Source organism: Phytopseudomonas seleniipraecipitans (assembly GCF_900102335.1).
Lineage (GTDB): Bacteria > Pseudomonadota > Gammaproteobacteria > Pseudomonadales > Pseudomonadaceae > Aquipseudomonas > Aquipseudomonas seleniipraecipitans.
Map to the genome: position 1 here is coordinate 292,951 of NZ_FNBM01000004.1, position 16,066 is coordinate 309,016.

The window sequence follows — 16,066 nt, forward strand, 5'->3', positions numbered from 1 at the left end:
CACACCCGAGAACGAATGCGAGCGCTGCCGAAAGGTTGCAGCGCTCATCCTGGTTCTGACGATACGCTGCCGTACAAACCCAACGCAGCCTCGCGCATGAAGATTTCCACCGTCTTCGGGCCTATTCCCTCGAACTCGGCCAGGCGCCGCGCAAAGTCTTCTTGGCTGGAGCTGCGCTGACGGAGGGTGGTGAGCGCCCCGTCATAGTCGTCGATAAGCTTCCTGCTCAGTTTCAGAAGGCGCTCAGCGGTGGACAGGTCATAGCGCACGTAACGGGCCTGGCCAAGCATGTGCACCAGCTCGCGCTTGCCGCAGCGTAGAAGCTTCGCTGGGTTGTCTTGCCGATATTGCTCGACGATGACCCGATAAGCCCGTTCGGCCACAGACTGTTGGATGGGCTTACCAAACAGGAAACTCGCCAGCAGCCATTTGAACAGCGCCGCTTCATCTGCCTCGTCCAACCCCGCCTTCAGCCCGAGCTGCTGCGCCGTGATGCGCTTTTCGGTCACATGCCCACCTTTTCTGTGCGTATGAATGTTGTTGTCCACTAGGCACGTTGACAGCAGGCGGCACGCCCAAGGTTCCTGCATCTGCTGGCCGGTTCCATCGCGAGCGGATTTTTTCCAGCCTGAAAGCATCAGCCAAACTGATGATCAACATGCGCGATACCTATTCGAATCACACGCGCAATCCAGATAGCCTAGGTCGCACATGCAGTGTTCATGAGCCGATAGCGAGGAATCGATGAGCGAATCTACTTACGTACCGCCCAAGGTCTGGCAACACTTGGAAGCGTCCGGTGGCCAGTTCTCCAAGATCAACCGGCCGGTCGCCGGGGCCACCCACGAGAAGGAATTGCCGGTCGGCAAACATCCCTTGCAGCTGTATTCGCTGGCCACGCCCAACGGCGTGAAGGTGACTATCTTGCTCGAAGAGCTGCTGGCTCGCGGGCATGCCGGCGCCGAGTACGATGCCTGGCTCATCCGCATTTCCGAAGGCGATCAATTCTCCAGCGGCTTCGTGGGCGTCAACCCGAACTCGAAGATTCCCGCCCTGCTCGACCGCAGCACCGACACGCCCACCCGCGTGTTCGAGTCCGGCTCGATCCTGCTCTACCTCGCGGAAAAATTCGCCGACTTCCTGCCGAGGGACACAGCCGGCCGCGCCGAAACCCTTAACTGGCTGTTCTGGCAAATGGGCGCAGCGCCTTATCTGGGCGGCGGTTTCGGGCATTTCTACGCCTACGCACCGGAGAAATTCGAGTACCCGATCAACCGCTTCACCATGGAAGCCAAGCGTCAGCTCGACGTGCTCAACCAACGCCTGGCCGAGCACCGCTACCTGGCCGGCGACACCTACACCATCGCCGACATCGCCGTATGGCCCTGGTACGGCGAGCTGGTGAGAAACAACGTCTACTCGGCAGCAGAATTCCTCGCCGTGCATGAATACCCGCACGTCCTGCGCTGGGCCGACGAAATCGCCAACCGCGACGCAGTAAAACGCGGCAAACGCGTCAATCGCACCTGGGGTGATGAAGCCGAGCAAGTACCCGAGCGCCACGAAGCTTCGGATCTGGATAAGGCTTGAGCCGCGAATACGCTGGAGCGTTGAGTTATCCAGGTTAGAAACGACAAAGCCCCGATGCTGAAAAGCATCGGGGCTTGTTTTGTATGGCGGATTTTTACTCGTTTTTAGGCGATATCGTTGCATCGCAGTGCGTGCCAATGCGTGATTTTACTGGGCCTCAGCGTGTCGATTCGTGGCTGTCCGGCGCAGTGTTTTCGACGCTTTTTCGACACCGCCGAAGCTGCTAGGATGATTGGCAAAATTTGGCAAAGAGGTATCTAGCCATGAGCACGATGAATATTTCCCTGCCCGAAACCATGAAAAGCTTTGTGGATGATCAGGTGAATAAGCGCGGCTACAGCACCAGCAGTGAGTACGTGCGCGAACTGATCCGCAAAGATCAGGATCGTCAGAACCTGCGTGGCCTTCTGCTGGCGGGTGCCGCTTCGGCTCCTGCTGCTCCCGCTGATACTGACTATTTCGAATCGCTACGCGACCGGGTAAGGAACGATCGCGGATGACGCAAAAACCAGTCATCCCGAGAGCCCTGGCCAGCCAGGATGTAGACCAAGCCATCGCCTATTACCTTGAGCAGCAAGCTGAAGCAGCGGCCCTTGGCTTTATTGATGCTCTGGAACACGCCTACAGACAGATAGGCCGTTATCCCGAATCAGGTTCACCACGCTATGCTCACGAATTGGACTTACCTGGGCTGCGTTCATGGCCAGTTAAGGGCTATCCATACATGGTGTTCTACGTCGACAGTACAGAACATATCGATGTGTGGCGTGTACTGCATGGTACGTGCGATATCCCGGCTTGGTTTAGCAGTCATGGTCAACGCTAGAATTTAGGCGTTATCAATGACGGCATTGACAAATCCATACAACTTGACTGATTTAATGCCAGCCCATATAAACCCAACAATATAGCCTAAAGCAATTATCGCAACGCCAACCACACCTTTAATGTAAGCCCCCACACCCAAACAGGTAACGGCTAAATAAAACCAATATAAACCTTTACTAGCGGCACCACCTTCCAATTAAACCGCTTCTAAAGAGATCATACTGAATAAAATTGCATTATCCGAACCTATAGAAGTCGACATACACTATAAAACGATGGGTACCGCCACCCTCAAGACATTATAGCGCCACGCACGGTAACTCCATGCTGACCTCTACTTCCCCGAATATCTTTCTTTTAATACGACGATACTACCCCATTGGATTAAAGCGACTTGCCGCACCGCAATACCTTTCCTTCATGCGGTCACTTCTTTCTTTTCGGTCTTCGCTGTAGCGAGCACGCCACGTATTGCACTCATCGTGATAATGCTGCTTCGCAGCTTTACGGCATTCTCGGTAGTCGATTGATCCGCGCTTGTGGTTCGCACAAACCGTAGTGCCGTCGATGTGGTTATTGACGGATATCCACTCTGCAAGATAGTTGGTGCCGCCATTCCAGCTTTTGATCCACTCCGAGGTATGCTCGCGCTGCACGGTGCGTTGCTGCTGCCTTGGTCGCTCTGCTGAAGCAATCTGTTGTGCTGCAGGTGCGGGCGCTGCCTTGTACGTGTTCACTGGCTGCTTCGGCGCGTAATTATTATCGTTAAATACTGTTTGCCGCTCGTATGTTTCCTGGGCGCGTTGCCGTGACCATTCTTCAAGCTCGCGGTTGGCTTGGATGGTCTGTTGGGCTTCGTTGGATCTGATCCAATCTTGATCGTTGCCTTGTAGTGCTTCAGCTGGTGGCTGCTGAGGCTGTACAGGCTGCTGGTTGAATATGGGTTCACCACCAAAGCGGATAGCCTGCTTAAGCTGCGCCACGTCGATCACGATGGGTTTTGTGAATACTGTGACCAAGCCCCAAAAGATTGCAGAGCCAACACCCAGGATCGCCAGCATTCGCCACGGACCTTGTTTCTTGCTAGGCCTTAGATAATCAGGAATATCGTCCTTGTCAGCTCTCATCACTGCTCCTTGTGCTCATAAACAAATCTGTTCACTTTTACTCATCAAGCTGTGACTCTTTCAAGAAAATACTAGCTAGTCTTATCAATTGCCAATGCTCTCCATAACATCTTGTGCACATAAACGATTGAGGTTCCTTCGATTTTTCTTGGTGATAGATCCTGAGTTCTATCATGTATCCACTTTACTGAGCTTGGCCCATCTACCTTAATACCAACCGCCCCAACTCTATATAGAATAAATAAAAGGTACTGCTTAAAAAGGTTTATATGTGAAACTGAATTTGGGTATTTGGCCAGCATATACTCATGCGATGTTTTCACTAACAAATCTGCTCCCTCTAACGGCTCACCAGACAATTCCAAAACAAGAGAATCCAACTCATCACTGCTGATTGAACTCACCTTAAAAGAGCTCTTCTTCTGACTGAGAAACTCTAAATATTTGGATAGATTAGGATGTTCAACCAACCACTCATACGTCAGCGACTCGAATCGTTTTATCGAATAATTCTTTTCTGCAAGCTGGACTATCGAATTGGTAATTTGCGTCTTACCCTGAGCCTCAACCAAACATTCATTTACAAACATTATTGCGTCACGCGGACGTAGGAACGTTCTATCCAGCATGTAATCCAAAGATGATTGCTTCTCAATTCTAGCCGGAAAAATATCCTCAAAACATACGTCCGCGCTTGTATACTTATGTTTTAAAAGATAATTTATTCTTCTATCTAGAAGTTGCCCTAGATGCTCTCGCCCCCAGGCAACGCGAAGAAAAAGGCTATCGTATTTTTCTCGTTGAAAGCCCGATGATTTAGTGTGCTCAAGAACTCTTTCCATCAAATCTGTCCTGAGGGTTATTGCCACCTTCACAGTTTTGATATTCCTAAACTTCCTAACCGTCTCTATCAAGGCTCTAATTAACTTATACCTTAGCTTGTCCTCTACCCAATCTTCGTCTAATCGATCAATTAAAACATACGTTTTTTTCTGAGGATCTGTAAATATATCCTCCTCAAGCAGCTTGATGAGTTGTGCTAGCTTTGCAATTTGAACAGCACTAACTACTTTTTTACCATAGCTTACTACTTCTGTTTTTTGCTCCTCAGTTAAAGTTTTACCTGCAGCCACAGTAAACTTTATTCCAGGAATATTCGTTCCGACTGAAGCCTTGAGACTTTCCTCTAGGCGTTCTGTAAATTCTTTTATGCGCGTTTCAGTATCAACCCAGAATTTATCTCCCCACTCCTCAATATAATTAAGTGCCTGTTGTTTTTTTGGGTCGGAAGAAAGAAACGCTAAGCGTTCAAAAAAAGATCGCTTCGCTGCAGCAGAGTCAATGTCATATTTATTCTTTATCAGCTCAACAACTAATGTGTGCTGCCACAGCAAGCTGTAAAATATATCAAGATCCACACCAAGGCTTTCGAAGAAACCCAACACATTGGAATTAGAAATATGCTTTAGCGCTAGCTCTTCTGGATTGATTCGGATTACTCGCTCTGAGTTTTTCTCAAGCTGTTCCAGAAGTGCACTTTTACCTACGCCTGTTCTGCCCATAACTATGCACTTTGAGCTTGCGGTGTCTTCTAGGGCCTCATAGTCGCCCGTATCCATAAAGCAACTTTCAAGAAATACCATGTCATTCTCGGCATCAACTTCACCGATTGACATATTCTTTTTAAATATAAAATCTTGCTTTGCTATTTTTGTCATTTTCTTCCCTGATTTTCTCTCTTAGATTTAACCTGGCTATACCAGTGCCTAGCTACTTTCGAAGTAATTTCTAACCACGCGAGCCCTACCCCACTTTATGGTCTGCCAAGTAGGTAGCCCTGATCTCCACCTCTGCCAGTTCTTCGGGCTGGTTGCGCTCAGCAATTGATGCGCTTATGGCAAGCCGAATCCTCGCACATTCAAAGCAATTCTGGCCGTTGGCCATAAGGAGAAAACGCCTCTAATTCGACTGTTACGTCAGGCTCGGTCGAAATTAGATGAGCAGAAACGATAAAGCCCCGCTGCTTTCAGCACCGGGCTTCTTTGGGTATGACGGAAAAAATAGGGCTCCTGGACTCCGCTGGCTTGCTTTCAGATAAAACTATCGCCAATCACTGGCGGGCTCGAACGTGGAAAATAACATCAGTGAGCGGGTAAATAATTAGCCAGCACGACGCACAGTACGAGAATGCCAACGACGACCCAACGCAAACCGTTGGCGGAGAGAAAACCGAACAAGCGAAGCGTGCTCGCCGAAAAGATATGCAGGCAATGCGGGCAGCGCACTTTCAGCTGGACGTCTTTGCCGGAAAATACGGTTTGGGTCAGACCTACGCCGCTGGAAACCAACGCTTCACGTGCCGAAAAATGCGCGGAGCATCTTGGGCAAACCTCAGCTTCGCTCATCGAGTAGTCTCTTGAGACACGTTGGAATCAGGGCGTTCGTCTCCGAACCCGGATGAATATCATTTTTGGCTAACCAACAGTACACAAGGTAACAGGATCGGAACTCATCTCCATCCAGAATGAGCGCCTGCTTTTCGCCAGCCTCGGAGCCAGCTCAGCGATGATCGTATCCATCACCTTTCCACCGAGCCGCGTACATGCAGTATTGGCGCACTGTGCTTTCGCCCTCGCCCTGACTCTGGCGTGGAGCACGCCTGTGCATGCCGCGGCCGCACCGCAAACCACCACGCTTGACGATGTTCTCGATCAGGCTGCCGCGCTTGTGCCGTTGGAGACGGTGGTGGTTGCCCGTGAGGGGCAGATCGTCGCTGAGCGTGGCTATCGAGGGCATAACACCAGCGCCGCCACCAATATAAAGTCGGCGTCCAAGCTGGTGTTATCAGCGCTGATCGGCATCGCCATCGACAAGGGCGTTCTCGAGGGCATCGACCAGCGAGTGGCGCCGCTGGTGGCGGCAGAGCTGCCGGCCAATCCCGACCCACGCCTGCAGCGGCTGACGGTCGGCAACCTCCTCTCGATGCAAGCCGGGCTGGGCTCCACATCCGGCCGGAACTACGGCGCCTGGGTCGGCAGCCGCAACTGGGTACGAGCGGCCCTGGCGCGCCCCTTCGAGGACGAACCCGGCGGCAGGATGATTTATTCAACAGGCTCCACGCATCTACTTTCGGCAATACTGACCCGGCAGAGCGGGCGCTCGACGCTGCAACTGGCGCGCGATTGGCTCGGGCCTCTGGACAATTTCCAGATCACCAGCTGGACCCGCGATCCGCAGGGCATCTACATGGGCGGCAACGAGATGGCCATGAGCCCGCGCTCCTTGCTGGCCTTTGGCGAGCTCTACCGTCGCGGCGGCGTTACGGCATCAGGCCAGCGTCTGGTCTCGCAAGCGTGGATCGAGGCGTCCTGGAAGCAGCGCACGCGCTCGCCCTGGACGGGCGACGGGCACGGCTATGCGTGGTTCCTGACCCGTATCGCAGGCGAAGACATCCGCTACGGCTGGGGCTATGGCGGCCAGATGCTTTACCTGGTGCCGCGGCTTGGTTTGACCGTCGTCATGACCTCAGACGAGCATGCCTCGGCAGCCCACAGCGGCCACCGTAGAGACCTTCATCGCCTGTTGGCCAGCATCATCACCTCCTCTACCCAAGCTCCGAGAATGCCGGAGTAGATCGGTCGACGGATCAGTGGCAGGACGCTGTCAAACGCTGGTCTGTCGGCGGTTTATCGAACTGATCACACCGTGATGCCTCTTTGCTGACAGCCTCTGAGGCATGGCTAACATGCTTGAAACGTATATACGTCGTACACACGATCAAAAGTAACTGTCATGGCTAAAGAAGCTGTATTCAACCTGAAGCTGGAGCCTGAACTGCGTGACGGTTTCATGGCTGCGGCACAGGCTGCCCACCTGCCGACTTCCCAGGTAATGCGCGATTACATTCGTCAGCAGCAGCAAGCCAAAGCGCATGAGGAATTCGCTCAGCACAAGGTGGCTGTTGCCAGAGCCTCGGTCGAGGCTGGTCGTGGCCGGTCCAATGAAGAGGTAGAAGCTGCATTCGCTGCACGCCGTGCCAAGGCGCTCGGCCACCAATGAAGGTCATCTGGACGCCCGAAGCCGAGTAGGATCGTTTGGATATATGGGAATACATCGCGGCGGAGAATCCTCCGGCTGCCTTGCGCATGGATGAGCTATTCAGTGCTGCGGCAGCATATCTGAGAGAATTCCCCGACAAGGGACATAGGGTCAGATCGTCGGCACACGCGAAATGATTCCCCACGAAAATTATCGGCTCGTGTATCAGATTGAAACTGACCCGGCGTGGATTCTTGCCCTGGTGCATGTGGCCAGAACGTGGCCTCCACTCCTAAGCTGAGCGGCAAGCTGCGGTAGCTTTCGACACTTTGCATGCCGCAGATAGCAAAAGCCCCCGAAACTCTATGAATTTCAGGGGCTCAGGCTTTAGATATGGCGGGAAGATAGGGATTTGAACCCGTTTTTGAGCGGTTTCAGTGCGGCACAGTGCGTGCCAATGTGTGATTTTGCTGGGGCTTAGCGTGTCGATTCGTGGCTATGCGGCACAGTGTTTTCGACACTTTTTTCGACACTCATCCCTTCTTCTTGAGGGTTTCGGCCAGCTCTATCAGCTCAAGGCCGTACCTGCACTGATATGAAACATTTCTGGCAACCAGAGCGCCGATATACACCCCCAGCATGAAGGCAAGCGCGAGAATAATGGCGGAAGAAACGACTGTAGGCAGATCGCTCAGTACGCTCGCACCCTGACCCACCTCCTTATAAACAGCCCACCCCATTGCGCCAAGCGATACTAGAGCCAAATTATCGCCATTACCGAAGAACTGGGACATTCTATATTCGATTCTCCGCAGCTTCAGCTCTAAAACCTTCTGGCAATACTCAGTAGCAGACGCCGTTACACTCATCACAAATTTGGCATTAGCCATATCATGTTTTTTTTGATCTATTAAGTCGTCACAAAAATCTTTAGATAGCCGCACAAATGATATTATGCTGCTCAATATCATTAGAACCAAAGAACCAGTAGCAAGCAACATGCTAAATACACCCACCACCCGACCGGCTAGTTTAACGCCCTCAGAGGCGTTGCCTGCGAAATAAACATATGCAGCCAAGGCCAGCAGTACACCAAATAGAGCTGCAGCACAGAACATTACCTTGTTCGAAACGCTTTCAGCTCTGCCTGCATACTTACTTCGATGCATAGGTGGGTTATACCTTTTGGCGCTCATAAGGTATCTAAGAAGCTTATCGGTCTCACTTTGAAGCATTCGCTAGTCCTTAGCGGCTATTAACCTACCTAATAAGAGCGGAAGTTATCTACTTCCACCTTGATTTCTACTATGCAAGTCCATACGCATTTTACAATTGCGATGCTCTATGCTTCCTTTTGAATAAGGGCAGTAGTCGCGAAGCCTTGGATCAGCTTTGCCAACAATCACTATTTCCTGCTGCTTTGGCTTCGGCTTATATGTCTCTCTTGGAATTGGAGTAGACGGCACAACGTTCCTCGCGCCTTGAGGCACATAGGTAGCGTCGCTGAATGAGTTTTGCCGGGCGTGCTGCTCTTGCGCGCGGGCCTGTGACCACTCCCGAAGCTCTCGCTGTGTCTGCGCTTCTCTCTGCTGATCTTCGCTGGATCTGATCCAGTTCTTCTCTTGCATGGGTGGTGGCTGATAGCGCTGCTGGTTGGCTAGCTGACGTGCTCGCACATCTTCGTTGTGTTTGCGTATCGCCTCGGCATTCAACCGCGCCACTTGTGCTTCTGCTCGCGGGTTTGGTTTCATCTGCCCTGACGCCAGATAGAGACCACCGCCTGTGATACCTACGCCGAATATCAGCGACACACACCATACAATGGCGTTTCCAGCTTTGCGCTGAACTCTGGAAGGCGCGTCATCCCAATCTGCATTCATATTATCGACCTCTCCATGGCTAAAATAAATCTGTCCTCTTTTTCCATTATAACTCTTCTAAACACATGGAAGAATTCGCAAACTGGTGTACCCAGAATCCATACAGCATTCCATTTTGGTACGTACCTCCCGCACTTTTTAACTCTCCTAACTTTATTTTTGCAGACTTAGCCAATTGCTCTATAGCGCTTCGCCTTGAATCAAAGGTTACTCTTGAAAGCAATTTTTTCGATATTAAGTGTGCTTTAAGTCGCCCATCTCGTTGAGAATCAACTAGAAATCTACCTTCTTTAACATCATCACTACCAACATCGAATAGAGTTTTAAGCTGAGGGGTATCCAGAAGCACGAATCCATACTCATGTGCATTTTCACCGGTAGGCAGCCTTTGATCTTCAACAAGCAGAAGGTAGCCACTATCGTTCAAAGCCCTCATCATCAAAGAGCCTTCTGAAAAGATTTCAATCCATTTTCTTGGCGAAATTTCATGTAGAACATTACACATCACTACAATATCAACAGATGAATCATCCATTTCCGTGAAAAAACTATCTACATCACTAAAAAATCTTTTTTTGGGATTTTCATAAAATTTCTCAATAACTCTCAAGCACGCGCCATCATTTTGAAATGGTTCATATGCATAATAATCAAAAAAATCACTGATTGATGTGCCGTACTCTGACAGCTCAGCAGCTAAAGAATCAAGCAGCCTACCTTCACCGGCACCAAACTCCAAAATTTTAAGTTTTTCCCTAACAGCTGCAATCCCAGAGATCACTGTCTGAATTTGGCTCGCCTGTGGATCTTTACTACCATTGCCGCTAATCACTTTTGGTGGCAGCAAGCACTCAGCCGCATAATTCACATTTGCCAGTATTGCGGGCAATCCTGTAAATGAATTTAATTTACCGATCTGTTCATCATCCCCTAGAAGGCTTTCTAAAACAGCTTTAGGATTCCGACCGGAATTACTTACACTACCGCCATCGACATACCAAAGTGACATTGGCTCAACGCTAAATATATAAGCAAGCAACGGCACAGAGTGAGTAGCCACCCATATCTGGGATGATTCATTGGACTCGTAAATCGCCTTGAATAAGTCTATAGATGCCGACGGATGCAAATGATTCTCTGGCTCATCCAAAACAAAAACTGTATTTGCCAACCTTGTTTTTTGAGCATGAATAGCAACGCAAAGTTGTAGAATAACTTTTTGGCCATCAGAAAGACCAGCAATAGCTATAGGTTTTCCAAATATGGTTGCAAATTTTCCTACACGCCCTAGCCGTACGTTCATCATTGAAAATATTAAGTCATCAAGTCTCAAATACGAGCGCTCAGCATCCGGATCGATAAAACTCCCAGTTTTATCTTGATGAGTCGCTTCTCGCCATTGATCTTGGCACTCTTGAATATAAAAGAGACAGTGGGCATGGTTTTCAGCACCTTGCCCTTCAGTTTCTTTATACCTAGCTTCTTGTTGGAGAGAATTGTGCTCCCGCGGATCAGTTAATGACAGATTTTTTGGAACGAACTTTAAATAACCATAGCTCTGATCAGGCGACACTTCTATACTAAGAGCGAGACGCTCAAAAATCAAACTACTTTCGAGAGTATCTCTCCAAGCCTGAATGCTAGAATGTTTTGAATTATTCGGATCATTAATCAGGGCACTAAATTGTCTAACCTGCGCCTCATGATTGTCTTTGCCTTTAAGATAACTAGAGTGCGCATTCATAGCATTAATTAGGGAGTTAAGAATCCTAGACTTCCCAGATCCATTTTTCCCAGCTAACGCAACTATTCTGCCAGCTCTTGATATAAAAACATCTTTTAAACCAACTCCCTCTGCTTCTGCACCAGATATCTTTAAGCTTTTAACAATTCCCACAGACGCCTCTCCGGCTCTAATTATTTATATAAAAAAGTACCCCAACCTACTAACTCTTTAGAGTTATGACTTCGGGCATACCAGCGCCTAGATATTTCCGTTGTAATGGCTATCCCGCGTTTTGATTGGGCAAGTTTCGGTTGGCCTCTTCGTACTCTGGGCTGACTTGTCCTTTGTCCGGCATGACCTCGCCGGTCAGCATCCACCATCGGTACTGGGGGAACATCTTAGCGACCGCCTCAATCTCTTCGGCCTTGATCTCTCTATTACGCGCTGGGTTTTTGAGGTTGTTCCACGTGTATCTACTGATCCCAGTCTTCTCTTCCAATTCTGGAAGTCGCATTTGGGATGCTTTAAGGATTGTTATAACGCGTTCTTTAATCATAACCAAATGATCTATATGTGATATATCCAATATGGATCAGTAATGGCATGATCCGTTTCGAGATTATCCATTTTGGATAGCGCAATGCTGGATAACGTCGCATTGCCCAATATTGACACGAATAGGCACGGAACGACATGGGACTGGAACAGCTGGACGCCAACAAGCTGATAGCACCGCAACAGGACGTTGAAACCGTCGAATCGTGGGCGGATCGCAACGGGCTTACCTACGACACTGCCCGCGCTTGGGCAATGCGCGGGGTGATCCCCACTGTAAAGCTCGGCAAACGCCGCATGGTCAACAGCGCCATGCTCCGCCACTGGCTGCTTGAGCAGGAGTGGACGGCATGAAAGTGCGTTACCTGCTCTCTATTCAGCAGTTCAAAGACCTCTGCGTCTGGCTCTTTTGGTTCTCGGCTTACGCCGCCTTCTGCGTGCTGTTCACCCACCTGCTTAAGCAGCTTGGGGCCTTGCTACTGGACTCCACGTTCGAAGCTGCTTTCTCAATGCTGGCGGCGTTCGTTGTCTTTATTGGCATCGGTATTCGGATCGTTACGGAGAAATGGCGGTGACTCATGCACAAATATCTGCACCAACCGCACGCGCCGGACTGCGACTGCTCTGTCTGCTGGTCGAAACGCGAGCTGGCGAAACCCGATCCCTTCCAGTTCACACAGTGCACCCAGTGCCGCCGCGCAACCGTCACCACGGTAAATGGACGATTGATCGCTACGCCTGCTTCGTACTGCGTGAAACACAAGCCAAGCCAGCGACCGCCGAAGTACTGGAGCGTTGTGCAAGACACCGGCAAGCCAACGCCCTACGTCCCGCGCTGGGATCTGTTCGAGTCGGAGAACTGAGCTATGCAGGCTAACCGCATCCGTCACGCTCGTTTGATCGCCCGAATTATCGACAGCTGGAGCATTCCTGTTCTTGGCGGCATCGCAATTGGCACGGGCTTGAGCGTTTGGCAGCTGGGCGAAATCACCCAAGTAATGGATCAAGTGTTCGCTGATGCCTTGGGCCGTGTCGTCCTGGCATGCGGAGTGGCTGAGTAATGCCCGGCATCGTCCTGACCGTAGCCCAAGCGGCTGAGCTGCTGCCATTGGCCAGCCAGCAGCTTGGCCGCATCCAGCACCAACAGGACGTAGCCGACCAAAAAGGCATCCCCGAGAACTGGGGTGTCGATGACTGGAAAGAGATCATCGCGGCCCTTCAAGGCCCGGTCGTTCATGGGGTGGTTTATGTTCGGTAAGTACCCGACGCTCATTGAGATGGGCTTCATTCTGGCCGGCGCTGTGCTGGTGCTGTTGCTCCCGGTCTTCATGTACGGGCTCGTCTAACTGGCATTTCGACCCCGTTTGGCAACGGTCAATAGCCGCGCCCCCGGCTTGTCCGAACACGCTTCATCGTTCGGCCAAACGGAGGCACGGGCAGAGCGAACTATTGAACGCACTCCGGACAAAACCAGCCTCCGCTCATGAGTGTGGGGCAGCTTCTCCGCCCCGCGCTCCTGAGCCCTCGGCGGCAAGAGTGGGATCACAAGGGCAAAGCCCTTGGTGTTATAGGCAGAACTAATCAACAAATTAATTGAGCGTGTCATTGCGTGCCAATTAGTGCCACTGCGAAAAGCAAGCAAGAATAATGCAATGAGACTTACAGGCTTTATACAGCGACAATAGTTTCACCACGCAGACCGATTAATACTGAGCAATGAAACTTTAACAGTTCATTCGCGGGACTCTCTCGGCCTGCAAAAAGGTAAACCGCGCAATAACGCGCAACTGAAAAGAGGAAACACCCAATGGCACGTTCGACTATGGAAGTTGCATTCCTGGGCACTCAGATGACCCAAGTTGAAGACACCAAATACGCCAAGGTCTTCTACGGCGATGAGCCGGACGGCAAGACCGAACACGGCCTGTCGATCATCGGCATGGCTATCGCTGAAGACGCCGCCGACGAAGTGTTTGCCGCCGGCTCCCAGTTCGAGCCCCTGCAGCTCGTACGTATCACCTTCGATGTGGCCCGCGGTGGCCAGAACAAGGGCAAAAACCTCGCCCTGCATATCGAAGCCGTGGATACCAAGCCCCGCAATGCTGCCAGCCCAGCGCCTGCTGCCACTCCGAACAAACCTGCCGAACCGGCCAAGCCCTAAGCGCTGGGGAGACTGAGCCATGAGCCGCTATCTGTTCATCGCTGCACTGGCCTTTGTGGGCGGTTACGCCTGGGGCAACGCTGATGGCTTCGCCTATGCGGTGCGCTTGGCTCCAGTAGCCGGCCAGTTCTCCCATTAAGGACGCCCTGAATGTCGGTCGTTGCCGTTCAAGTGTGCATGGAGTGGGTCAGTTCCGACTCATCCATGACCTGCACCCAGCTTGGATGGCAACAGGCCTACCTGATTCCGCCCGAGGCCGCTGGATATGTAGACATCCTGGTCGCGGGTGGTTTCTCGCCGGAAGCCTTCGCCGTTGGTTTTGGCGGAACGCTACTGGTTTTCGCAATCGGCCTTTCCGGTGGAATGGTCGCATCAATCCTACGAAGAATGAGGTAACACCCATGCAACTGATGAAAACCCAGCTCAAAAACACCGCTTCCAACTTCGGTCGCGCTCGTCGCTTCGCCCGCAATGCTGCCATTGCTGGTTTTGTAGGTGTCGCAGCCTCTCCAGCTTTTGCTCTGGTTGAGGTTGATACCAGCGGCGTTGAAGCTCAGATCAACTCCGGCGCCACCAGCGCTGGCACCATTGCGGGTTATGTCGCTATTGCGCTCGCTCTGCTGGCCTGCGCAGGCGTCATTTTCAGCATGCTGCGCAAGTCGTAACCCCACATGCTCTGGTCAGTAATGCTCGGCGCGTTCATTGCCGGGGCATTCATCACCGGCTTCCGAATCGGCGAGTTTTTCTGATGGGGTCGAAGGGGCTTAATAAGCCCCTTCTTTTATTGCGTATGGGGAATTCTTTTTATCGTGTTGTTCTTGCTCTTGTCCTACTTGGATCGGGGCAGTTTGTTTTTGCTCAGAACTATTATTGGAAACATGGTTCGACCGGCATAGAAGGCATTTCCCCAATATCTGTTTGCTCCGCCGCTCACCCCGATACAACTTTACGCCTTCGTGAGTATGGTGATAATAGGTTTTGGTGCGAGGTGCTCCGGCAAGCGGATAACTATTGGATGCAAGCGGGCTATGTTGTTCGTTATGGTTCAACTTGTCCGCGTCCTGATGATATTTATAATCCAGCAACAGGCGACTGTGATCCCGCCAAAGAGACTGAACCCAATCAGTGCCAGTCAAAAATAGGCCAGTCCCATTCTTTCGGTGGCGATATGGGCCAGATGGAAACCTGCGTCGATAAGTGCATTGTCGTTGTCGATGCATCTTCCTCAGATCCCGTTGCAACCTACAAGAAGCCAGGCGATATCTCCAAAACCTACTGGTGGGTCACTGGCATATTTTCCGGTGAGGAATGCGCCGCGTCTGATGGCACTGACAACAACCCACCCGCACCCACCGAATCAGCGTCCGACAGCGAGTGCACACCCACCACCACTACCGATGATGGTTCACAGGTTTCTACCTGTACCGAAACTAAGGTTGAAGTGGATAACCAAGGCTGTGTCGCTAAAGGCGGTTCTGTTGGCAGCGTCAACGGCGTTATGCAGTGCGTAGCTGCCAACAAAGGCCCCAAGGCCAATGAGACCAAGACCACCACCAAGACCGAGACGACCACCAAGCCTGATGGCTCCAAAACCGAGAAGACCACCAAAACCACCGAGCAAAAGAACTGCTCCGGTGCCGGTGCCTGCAGCTCGAACACCACCACCAACGTTAACAACAGCACCACCAATGCCGATGGCACCAAGGGTGGTGAGTCGTCCAGCTGCACTGGCGCTAACTGCACCGGCGATGGCAAAGGCGATGGCAGCGGTAGTGGCGACGGCAAAGGGGAAGGTGATGGAGAGGGCGAAGGTGAGGAAGAAGGCGAAGGCCCACCCGGCCCAGAAGGCACCCTCAAGCAAGGCGAAGGTGGCGATTTCTCCGAAGGCATCACCGAGTGGGATCAGCGCATCACCGATGTGCGCGCTGATCTCGACCAAAAGCTAGGCGAGTACTCCAGCCTCTTCAAGGGCGTGTTCGACCTCGACCTGGGTACAGGCGGAGGCTCGCTCCCCTGCGAGAACATCCCTATTTCCTTCGGCACAACGACCACCAATTTGCGTTTCTGCCTTGCTGATTACTCCGACCCACTTTCCTACCTGCGCTATGCGCTGCTGCTCGGTGCGGCTGCGCTTGCTGCTGTGATCATCCTGCGAGGTTAA

Annotated in this window: 21 protein-coding genes; 13 read left to right on the forward strand and 8 right to left on the reverse strand. The window is 51.6% G+C overall.

The annotated features are described in order from the left end of the window. Positions 1-44: 44 nt before the first annotated feature. Positions 45-494, reverse strand: a complete 450-nt coding sequence (locus BLS60_RS11420; protein WP_092368239.1) for an HhH-GDP family DNA glycosylase — start codon at positions 492-494, stop codon at positions 45-47. 250 nt (positions 495-744) lie between these two features. On the opposite strand from BLS60_RS11420, the gene yghU reads away from it, so the two are divergent. From yghU to BLS60_RS11435, 3 genes are all read left to right on the forward strand, one after another. Next, positions 745-1,590 carry a glutathione-dependent disulfide-bond oxidoreductase gene (gene yghU / locus BLS60_RS11425; protein ID WP_092368015.1) on the forward strand — a complete coding sequence of 282 codons (846 nt, stop codon included), beginning with the start codon at positions 745-747 and terminating at the stop codon, positions 1,588-1,590. 263 nt (positions 1,591-1,853) lie between these two features. Then, the gene (locus BLS60_RS11430) at positions 1,854-2,090 is read left to right on the forward strand and encodes a type II toxin-antitoxin system ParD family antitoxin (protein ID WP_092368018.1); all 237 of its coding nucleotides are present in this window, start codon (positions 1,854-1,856) and stop codon (positions 2,088-2,090) included. Then, positions 2,087-2,416, forward strand: a complete 330-nt coding sequence (locus tag BLS60_RS11435; protein ID WP_092368021.1) for a type II toxin-antitoxin system RelE/ParE family toxin — start codon at positions 2,087-2,089, stop codon at positions 2,414-2,416. The genes BLS60_RS11430 and BLS60_RS11435 overlap by 4 nt, the downstream gene beginning before the upstream one ends. Before the next feature lie 373 nt (positions 2,417-2,789). On the opposite strand, the gene BLS60_RS11440 is transcribed toward BLS60_RS11435, so the two are convergent. From BLS60_RS11440 to BLS60_RS11450, 3 genes are all read right to left on the reverse strand, one after another. After that, positions 2,790-3,545, reverse strand: a complete 756-nt coding sequence (locus BLS60_RS11440; protein WP_092368024.1) for a hypothetical protein — start codon at positions 3,543-3,545, stop codon at positions 2,790-2,792. 71 nt (positions 3,546-3,616) lie between these two features. After that, positions 3,617-5,263 (reverse strand): P-loop ATPase, Sll1717 family, encoded by a 1,647-nt coding sequence (locus BLS60_RS11445; RefSeq protein WP_092368026.1) that lies wholly within the window; start codon positions 5,261-5,263, stop codon positions 3,617-3,619. 423 nt (positions 5,264-5,686) lie between these two features. Next, positions 5,687-5,950 (reverse strand): zinc ribbon domain-containing protein, encoded by a 264-nt coding sequence (locus tag BLS60_RS11450; protein ID WP_092368029.1) that lies wholly within the window; start codon positions 5,948-5,950, stop codon positions 5,687-5,689. A gap of 160 nt (positions 5,951-6,110) precedes the next feature. Here BLS60_RS11450 and BLS60_RS11455 point away from each other — a divergent pair, with 160 nt between their 5' ends. Both BLS60_RS11455 and BLS60_RS11460 read left to right on the forward strand, forming a co-directional pair. Further along, on the forward strand, positions 6,111-7,178 hold the full coding sequence (locus tag BLS60_RS11455; RefSeq protein ID WP_092368032.1) for a serine hydrolase domain-containing protein: 1,068 nt from the start codon (positions 6,111-6,113) through the stop codon (positions 7,176-7,178). A gap of 159 nt (positions 7,179-7,337) precedes the next feature. Next, positions 7,338-7,604, forward strand: coding sequence for an antitoxin of toxin-antitoxin stability system (locus tag BLS60_RS11460; protein ID WP_092368035.1), 267 nt, complete (start codon positions 7,338-7,340; stop codon positions 7,602-7,604). Between the two features lie 512 nt (positions 7,605-8,116). Here the strand turns inward: BLS60_RS11460 and BLS60_RS11470 are convergent. The 4 genes from BLS60_RS11470 to BLS60_RS11480 all read right to left on the reverse strand — a co-directional run bounded on the left by BLS60_RS11470 (position 8,117) and on the right by BLS60_RS11480 (position 11,745). After that, complete coding sequence (locus BLS60_RS11470) at positions 8,117-8,752, reverse strand: hypothetical protein (RefSeq protein ID WP_143024594.1); 636 nt, start codon at positions 8,750-8,752, stop codon at positions 8,117-8,119. Between the two features lie 111 nt (positions 8,753-8,863). Further along, a complete protein-coding gene (locus tag BLS60_RS21325; protein ID WP_143024595.1) occupies positions 8,864-9,463 on the reverse strand; it encodes a hypothetical protein in 600 nt (199 codons plus the stop codon). A gap of 46 nt (positions 9,464-9,509) precedes the next feature. After that, a complete protein-coding gene (locus tag BLS60_RS11475) occupies positions 9,510-11,360 on the reverse strand; it encodes an AAA family ATPase (RefSeq protein ID WP_167357666.1) in 1,851 nt (616 codons plus the stop codon). 109 nt (positions 11,361-11,469) lie between these two features. Then, the gene (locus BLS60_RS11480; protein ID WP_092368044.1) at positions 11,470-11,745 is read right to left on the reverse strand and encodes a helix-turn-helix domain-containing protein; all 276 of its coding nucleotides are present in this window, start codon (positions 11,743-11,745) and stop codon (positions 11,470-11,472) included. A gap of 137 nt (positions 11,746-11,882) precedes the next feature. On the opposite strand from BLS60_RS11480, the gene BLS60_RS11485 reads away from it, so the two are divergent. From BLS60_RS11485 to BLS60_RS21535, 8 genes are all read left to right on the forward strand, one after another. Beyond that, positions 11,883-12,098, forward strand: coding sequence for a MerR family transcriptional regulator (locus BLS60_RS11485; RefSeq protein ID WP_092368047.1), 216 nt, complete (start codon positions 11,883-11,885; stop codon positions 12,096-12,098). Continuing rightward, positions 12,095-12,319 (forward strand): hypothetical protein, encoded by a 225-nt coding sequence (locus tag BLS60_RS11490; protein WP_092368050.1) that lies wholly within the window; start codon positions 12,095-12,097, stop codon positions 12,317-12,319. Before BLS60_RS11485 ends, BLS60_RS11490 begins: the two co-directional genes overlap by 4 nt. A gap of 3 nt (positions 12,320-12,322) precedes the next feature. After that, positions 12,323-12,607 (forward strand): lysogeny maintenance protein PflM, encoded by a 285-nt coding sequence (gene pflM, locus BLS60_RS11495; RefSeq protein WP_092368053.1) that lies wholly within the window; start codon positions 12,323-12,325, stop codon positions 12,605-12,607. Between the two features lie 197 nt (positions 12,608-12,804). Further along, the gene (locus BLS60_RS11505) at positions 12,805-13,002 is read left to right on the forward strand and encodes a hypothetical protein (RefSeq protein WP_092368059.1); all 198 of its coding nucleotides are present in this window, start codon (positions 12,805-12,807) and stop codon (positions 13,000-13,002) included. Positions 13,003-13,551: 549 nt separating this feature from the next. After that, positions 13,552-13,905, forward strand: coding sequence for a hypothetical protein (locus tag BLS60_RS11515; RefSeq protein WP_092368062.1), 354 nt, complete (start codon positions 13,552-13,554; stop codon positions 13,903-13,905). A 150-nt stretch (positions 13,906-14,055) separates the two neighbouring features. Next, positions 14,056-14,301, forward strand: coding sequence for a hypothetical protein (locus tag BLS60_RS11520; RefSeq protein ID WP_092368065.1), 246 nt, complete (start codon positions 14,056-14,058; stop codon positions 14,299-14,301). Positions 14,302-14,306: 5 nt separating this feature from the next. Further along, positions 14,307-14,570 carry a capsid protein gene (locus tag BLS60_RS11525; protein WP_244153397.1) on the forward strand — a complete coding sequence of 88 codons (264 nt, stop codon included), beginning with the start codon at positions 14,307-14,309 and terminating at the stop codon, positions 14,568-14,570. An 83-nt stretch (positions 14,571-14,653) separates the two neighbouring features. Further along, positions 14,654-16,066, forward strand: a complete 1,413-nt coding sequence (locus tag BLS60_RS21535) for a hypothetical protein (protein WP_208597295.1) — start codon at positions 14,654-14,656, stop codon at positions 16,064-16,066.